Source organism: Pseudomonas fluorescens, assembly GCF_018614775.1.
GTDB classification, from domain to species: Bacteria; Pseudomonadota; Gammaproteobacteria; order Pseudomonadales; family Pseudomonadaceae; genus Aquipseudomonas; species Aquipseudomonas fluorescens_BY.
On sequence record NZ_JAGGOF010000072.1, the window covers coordinates 42,866 to 49,042 of the forward strand.

Sequence of the window (6,177 nt, forward strand, 5' to 3'; positions counted from 1 at the left end):
GCTCTCAAAGGGTTGCGACGTGTTGTCGATAGCGTTCGTAAGCCTGCTGGGACGCCGCGACATGTCCGGCGACTGGCCGGGTTTCGCTGGTCGGGTCGAGCTTGACGCAACGCTCGCACAGTTCAGCCAGACCGTCCTGGGCGCCTGAATGGCACCATGCCGCCTGGATCGCCGCGCCCAGGGCGGCCGCCTCGCTTTGTTCGGTGCAGACCACCGTGGTGTCCATGATATCGGCAACGATCTGCCGCCATGCCGGGCTCTTCGAGCCGCCGCCGATCAGGCGAATGCTCTGGGCTTGCAGCCCGTTGGCGCGCAGCAGGTCCAGCCCGTAGCGCAAGCCGAAGGTCGTGCCTTCGACCACCGCTCGGCACAGATTGGCCCGGGTCAGGTTGGTGGTCGTCAGGCCCAGCAGGCTGCCGGTGGCATGGGGCAGGGCGGGCACCCGTTCGCCGTTGAGAAACGGCAACATGCATACGCCCTCGGCACCGATCGGGGCCTGGGTTACCAGGGTGTTGAAGGCGTCGATGTCCAGGGCCAGCAGTTCCCGGATGGCGCCGGTGGCGTTGGTCAGGTTCATGGTGCAGATGAGCGGCAGCCAGCCACCGCTGGAAGAGCAGAAGGTCGCCACAGACGGCTGTGGACTGACCGCCGGCTCGGCGGCATAGGCGTATACGGTGCCGGAAGAGCCGAGGCTCATGGTGATCACGCCGGGCTGGATATTGCCAGTGCCGATGGCGCCCATCATGTTGTCGCCTCCGCCGCTGGCGACCACGGCGTCGGGGTTGATGCCCAGGTGCGCGGCGATGGCCGGCAGGATCCGCCCGACCGGTTGATGGGCCTCGATCAGCGCCGGCAGTGCCGATTGCAAACGACCGCTGGGGTCGATGTGTTCCAGCAGTTGCTCATCCCATTGGCGGGTGCGCACGTTGAAGTAGCCGGTGCCCGAGGCGTCGCCGTATTCGGTGCAGTGGCGGCCGGTGAGCCAATGGTTGAGAAAGTCGTGGGGCAACAGGACGCTGGCGATGCGGTTGAACACCTGGGGGTGCCGTTCGCGGGTCCATAGCAGTTTGGAGACGGTGTAGCCCGGGGCGATGACCACGCCCAGGCGCTCGAGGGAGCCGCTTTCACCGCCCAGGTGTGCCAGCAGCCGGTCGTTCTCCGGGGTGGTTTCGGTGTCGCACCAGAGTTTGGCCGGTCGCAGGACCTGGCCTTGGTCATCGAGCAGCACCAGGCCGTGTTGCTGGCCGGAAACGCCGATGCCGAGAATGGCCTGGCCGTCGACCCCGGCGTTGGCCAGTGCCTGGCGGGTCGCCTGGGCGAAGGCTTCAAGCCATTCCCCCGTGTCTTGTTCGCGGCAGCCGTTGGGGCCGCTGATCATGGAGTGGGCCGCAGCGCCCAGGCCCAGGACCTGACCACTGGCTGCGTCCAGGATCAGCGCCTTGGTGCCTTGGGTGCCGCAGTCGATGCCCAGGAACAGTTGTTGGTTTGCCATGGAAATCCTCGCGTGACAGATCGTTCCCACGCTCTGCGTGGGGATGCCTAAACGGACGCTCCGCGTTCGGCTGTTTGGGACGCGGAGCGTCCCAGGTTGCATTCCCACGCAGAGCGTGGGGACGATCAAGGAAAAACCGCCCTAATTTTCCAGCACCCGCTCAAGCGTGCGCGTCACCCCATGTTCGCGCAAGCTGTTGCAGCACCATTCGAATGCTGCCACGAACTCAGGCGAGCGGGGGATGGTCGCGCCAAAGATTTCTTCCACCTCCAGCAGCCGCTGGGTCACCAGTGCATCGTCCGCCACCAGCGCCTGGCAGAACGCCGCCCGTGGGTCCGGGATGGAATAGGTCACGCCGTTCTCATCCACTCCCTTCAGGTACACGGCCCAGGCCGCCACCACCAGCGCCGCGCGCCGGATTTCGCTGCCGTCGGCGATCAGGCGGTTGATGGTCGGTACGGTGAATTTCGGAAACTTCGACGAGCCGTCCGAACACACCCGTTCCAACTGGTCGGCAATTGCCTGGTTGGAAAAGCGCTCCACCAGGGTGTTCTTGTAGTCGGTCAGGTCAATGCCCGGCACCGGCGCCAGTTGCGGCGTGACGTCCAGGTCCATGTAAGCGCGCATATAGCGCACGAAGAGCGGATCGTTCATGGTCTCGTGGACGAAGCGATAGCCCTTGAGGAACCCCAGGTAGGTCAAGGCCAGGTGGCTGCCATTGAGCAGCTTGATTTTCATCTCTTCATAGGGCGTCACGTCATCGGTGAACTGCACGCCGACGTTTTCCCAGGCCGGGCGTCCGTTGACGAACTTGTCTTCCAGCACCCATTGGACGAACGGTTCGCAGACCACCGGCCAAGCGTCATCGATGCCGTGGTCGTCGTGCAATTGCAGACGATGGGCGACGCTGGTCATCGGTGTGATGCGATCGACCATGGCATTGGGGAAACTGACGTTGTGGTCGATCCACTGGCCCAGCTCGGCGTCACGCAACGCAGCGAAGGCCAGCAACGCCTTGCGGGTCACCGCGCCGTTGTGGGGCAGGTTATCGCAGGACATCAGGGTGAACGCCGGGGTGCCGGCAGCGCGACGTTTGGCGAGGGCCGCGCAGAGGAAACCGAACACGGTTTTCGGCGCGTCGGGATGGGCCAGGTCGTGCTGGATCTGCGGCAGGTGGGCCATGAACTCGCCGTTGCTGTCGTCGATGCAGTAGCCGCCTTCGGTGATGGTCAGCGAGACGATGCGAATCTGCGGATCGGCCAGTTTGTCGATCAATGCCTGGGCGCCGTCCTCGGCCAGCAACATGTCGTGGATGGCGCCAATCACCCGGACTTCGGTGTCGTCGGTGTCGCCCAGCTCATACAGGGTAAACAGGTAATCCTGGCCGGCGAGGTCGTCCCGGGCGCGGCGGTCTTCGGCACGCAGGCCGACGCCACATATGGCCCAATCGAGGTCGGTACCGGTGTTCATCAGCGCATCGGTGTAATACGCCTGGTGGGCCCGGTGAAAACCGCCGACGCCGATATGGACGATGCCCTGGCGAATGTCGCTCAAGGGGTAGGCGGGCAGGGCGATCCCCGGGTTGAGGTTATGCTGGTTCTGTCGGTTGAGTTTCATCACAGTTCTCGGCAATCAGGCGGCAGCGCGCAGCGCACGGGTGACCGCCACGCCATCGGCATTGAATAAGTGGCAGTGTTCAGCGTCCAGGTGCAGGTTCAGTTGCTCGCCGAAACGGCTCGCCAGGTCGCCGCGAACCCGCATGGTCAGGGCTTCGCCAGACGCCGTGACAACGTGGCAGAAGGTATCGCTGCCCAGTCGCTCGCTGACATCGGCAGTGACCTGCAGGGTGCAGTCTCCCGGTTGAGCCAGGTTCAGGTGCTCCGGGCGAATCCCCAGGGTGACTTCGCCGCCGATGTTCAAGCCAGTGCCGCTCAGTGGCAGGCGGATACGAGTGCCGGCGTCCAGCAGGACCTCACTGCCCTGGCTGTCCAGCCCGGTGACCTTGCCTTTGAGAAAACCCATTTTCGGCGTGCCGAGGAACCCGGCGACAAACAGGTTGGCCGGCTGGTGATAAAGCTCCAGCGGCGAGCCAACCTGCTCGATGCGCCCGCCGTTGAGCACCACCACCTTGTCGGCCAGGGTCATGGCTTCGACCTGGTCGTGGGTCACATAAATCATGGTCGCTTGCAGTTCCTTGTGCAGCCGGGCCAGCTCCAGGCGCATCTGCACCCGCAGGGCGGCGTCGAGGTTTGACAGGGGCTCGTCGAACAGGAAGATTTTCGGGTTGCGCACGATGGCCCGGCCAATCGCCACACGTTGACGCTGGCCGCCGGACAGTTGCTTGGGCTTGCGTTCGAGCATCGGTCCCAGTTCGAGGATACGCGCGGCTTCGTTGACCTTTTTCTCGACCTCGGCCTTGGGCACGCCGGCCAGGTCCAGGGCGAAGGACATGTTCTTGCGCACGCTCATGTGCGGGTAGAGGGCGTAGGTCTGGAACACCATCGCCAGGTCGCGCTTGGCCGGGCTGACTTCGGTGATGTCGCGCCCGTCCAGTTCGATGGTGCCATCGCTGACTTCTTCCAGGCCCGCGATCAGCCGCAGCAGGGTGGATTTGCCGCAGCCCGACGGGCCGACGAAGACCACGAATTCGCGATCATTCACTTCAAGGTCGATGCCTTTGATGATGGAAAAGCCTTCGAAACCTTTTTGCAGATTCTTGATTTTCAGGTTGGCCATGATGATGGGCCTCCACGTCAAAATGAGGGTGTAGGGCGCGTTACTTCACGGCGCCGAAGGACAAACCGCGCACCAGCTGTTTCTGGCTGATCCAGCCGAAAATCAGGATGGGTGCGCAGGCCAGGGTCGAGACGGCGGACAATTTGGCCCAGAACAACCCTTCGGGGCTGGAGTAGGAGGCGATCAGTGCTGTCAGGGGCGCGGCTTTGGACGATGTGAGGTTCAGCGACCAGAAAGCCTCGTTCCAGCACAGGATCAGCGACAGCAACACGGTGGAGGCCAGGCCGCCCTTGGCAATCGGCAGCAGCACGCGGACCATTTCCTGCCACAGCGTGGCGCCGTCCAGGCGTGCGGCTTCGAGGATGTCGCGGGGAATGTCCTTGAAGTAGGTGTAAATCATCCAGACCACGATCGGCAGGTTGATCAGCGTGTAGATGACGATCAGCGCGATACGCGTGTCCAGCAGGCCGAAACTCTTGGCCAGCAGGTAGATCGGCATCAGCACGCCCACCGGTGGCAGCATCTTGGTGGAGAGCATCCACAGCAGCGTGCCTTTGGTGCGCTGGGTTTCATAGAACGCCATGGAGTAGGCCGCCGGCACCGCGATCAGCAGGCACAAGGCAGTCGCGCTGAAAGAAATCACCACCGAGTTCCAGGCAAAGCTGAAGTAATTGCTGCGCTCGTTGATGTGCAGGTAATTCTCCAGCGTCGGCGCGAAGATGAACTGCGGCGGCGTGGCGAACGCGTCGATTTCGGTCTTGAAGCTGGTCAGCACCATCCAGAAGATCGGGAAGAAGATCAGGATCGCGATGGCCCAGGCCAGCGTGCCCAGCAACAGGCTTTGCAGGCGGCGGGATTGTTGAAGTGTCATGGCGGCCTCAGTTCTTGTCGGTGAGGTTTTTGCCAATCATCCGTACCAGGATGATGGCGGCGATGTTGGCGATGACCACGGCGATCAGCCCACCGGCCGACGCCATGCCGACGTCGAACTGCACCAGCGCCTGGTTGTAGATCAGGTAGGCGAGGTTGGTCGAGGCATAGCCGGGGCCACCGTTGGTGGTGGTGAAGATCTCGGCGAACACCGACAGCAGGAAAATCGTCTCGATCATCAACACCACGGCAATCGGGCGGGCCAGGTGCGGCAGGGTCAGGTGCCAGAAAATCGCGATCGGGCCGGCACCGTCCAGGCGCGCGGCTTCTTTCTGTTCCTGGTCCAGCGACTGCATGGCGGTCATCAGGATCAGGATCGCGAAGGGCAGCCACTGCCAACTCACGATGATGATGATCGACAGCAGTGGATAGTGGGCCAGCCAGTCCACCGGCTGCGCGCCGAAGAGTTTCCACACCGCCGCGAGGATCCCCGAGACCGGGTGGAAAATCAGGTTCTTCCAGATCAGCGCACCGACGGTGGGCATGATGAAGAACGGCGAGATCAGCAGGACTCGCACGACGCCGCGACCAAAAAACTCACTGGCCTCCAGCAGCGCGCTGATCAATACCCCGAGCACGATGCTGATCAGCAGCACACTGCCCACCAGCAACAAGGTATTGGTAGCGCCGGGCATGAAGCCCGAATCGGTGAGGAAATAGCTGAAGTTCTCCAGCCCGACGAATTGGTTTTCGCCGGGGTAGAGCAGGTTGTAGCGGATCATCGAGAAATAGACGGTCATGCCCAGCGGCACGATCATCCACAGCAGCAACAGGGCCACCGATGGGCTGACCAGGAACCAGCCGGGATTCGCCAGGCGGATCTTGCGCGCCGGTGGGGCAATCCCGATGGGTGCCTTGGCGGTAGTCGTTGAAGTATTCATGGCATTGAACCGATTTGTGCAGGCTGATGAAGATCCACTGGGAGGTCCTCTGCTGGTTGACATTCCCCTGTGGGAGCGAGCCTGCTCGCGATGAGGCCGGCACCTTCGACACTGTTGTCGGCTGATGCAGCGCTATCG

General features: G+C 62.9%; 5 protein-coding genes. All 5 read right to left on the bottom strand.

The annotated features are described in order from the left end of the window. Positions 1–4: 4 nt before the first annotated feature. On the bottom strand, positions 5–1,492 hold the full coding sequence (gene xylB, locus J7E36_RS18650) for a xylulokinase (protein ID WP_215005992.1): 1,488 nt from the start codon (positions 1,490–1,492) through the stop codon (positions 5–7). A gap of 141 nt (positions 1,493–1,633) precedes the next feature. Beyond that, the gene (locus J7E36_RS18655) at positions 1,634–3,109 is read right to left on the bottom strand and encodes a mannitol dehydrogenase family protein (protein WP_215005994.1); all 1,476 of its coding nucleotides are present in this window, start codon (positions 3,107–3,109) and stop codon (positions 1,634–1,636) included. Positions 3,110–3,124: 15 nt separating this feature from the next. Beyond that, positions 3,125–4,228 carry an ABC transporter ATP-binding protein gene (locus J7E36_RS18660; RefSeq protein WP_215005997.1) on the bottom strand — a complete coding sequence of 368 codons (1,104 nt, stop codon included), beginning with the start codon at positions 4,226–4,228 and terminating at the stop codon, positions 3,125–3,127. Between the two features lie 40 nt (positions 4,229–4,268). Further along, positions 4,269–5,099, bottom strand: a complete 831-nt coding sequence (locus J7E36_RS18665) for a carbohydrate ABC transporter permease (protein WP_215006000.1) — start codon at positions 5,097–5,099, stop codon at positions 4,269–4,271. Between the two features lie 7 nt (positions 5,100–5,106). Continuing rightward, complete coding sequence (locus J7E36_RS18670) at positions 5,107–6,039, bottom strand: carbohydrate ABC transporter permease (protein WP_215006002.1); 933 nt, start codon at positions 6,037–6,039, stop codon at positions 5,107–5,109. Between the last annotated feature and the right edge of the window lie 138 nt (positions 6,040–6,177).

Coding starts and splice junctions, on each gene's coding strand:
- xylB (WP_215005992.1), bottom strand. CDS start 1,492: ATGGCAAACCAACAACTGTTCCTGGGCATCGACTGCGGCACCCAAGGC.
- J7E36_RS18660 (WP_215005997.1), bottom strand. CDS start 4,228: ATGGCCAACCTGAAAATCAAGAATCTGCAAAAAGGTTTCGAAGGCTTT.
- J7E36_RS18670 (WP_215006002.1), bottom strand. CDS start 6,039: ATGAATACTTCAACGACTACCGCCAAGGCACCCATCGGGATTGCCCCA.
- J7E36_RS18655 (WP_215005994.1), bottom strand. CDS start 3,109: ATGAAACTCAACCGACAGAACCAGCATAACCTCAACCCGGGGATCGCC.
- J7E36_RS18665 (WP_215006000.1), bottom strand. CDS start 5,099: ATGACACTTCAACAATCCCGCCGCCTGCAAAGCCTGTTGCTGGGCACG.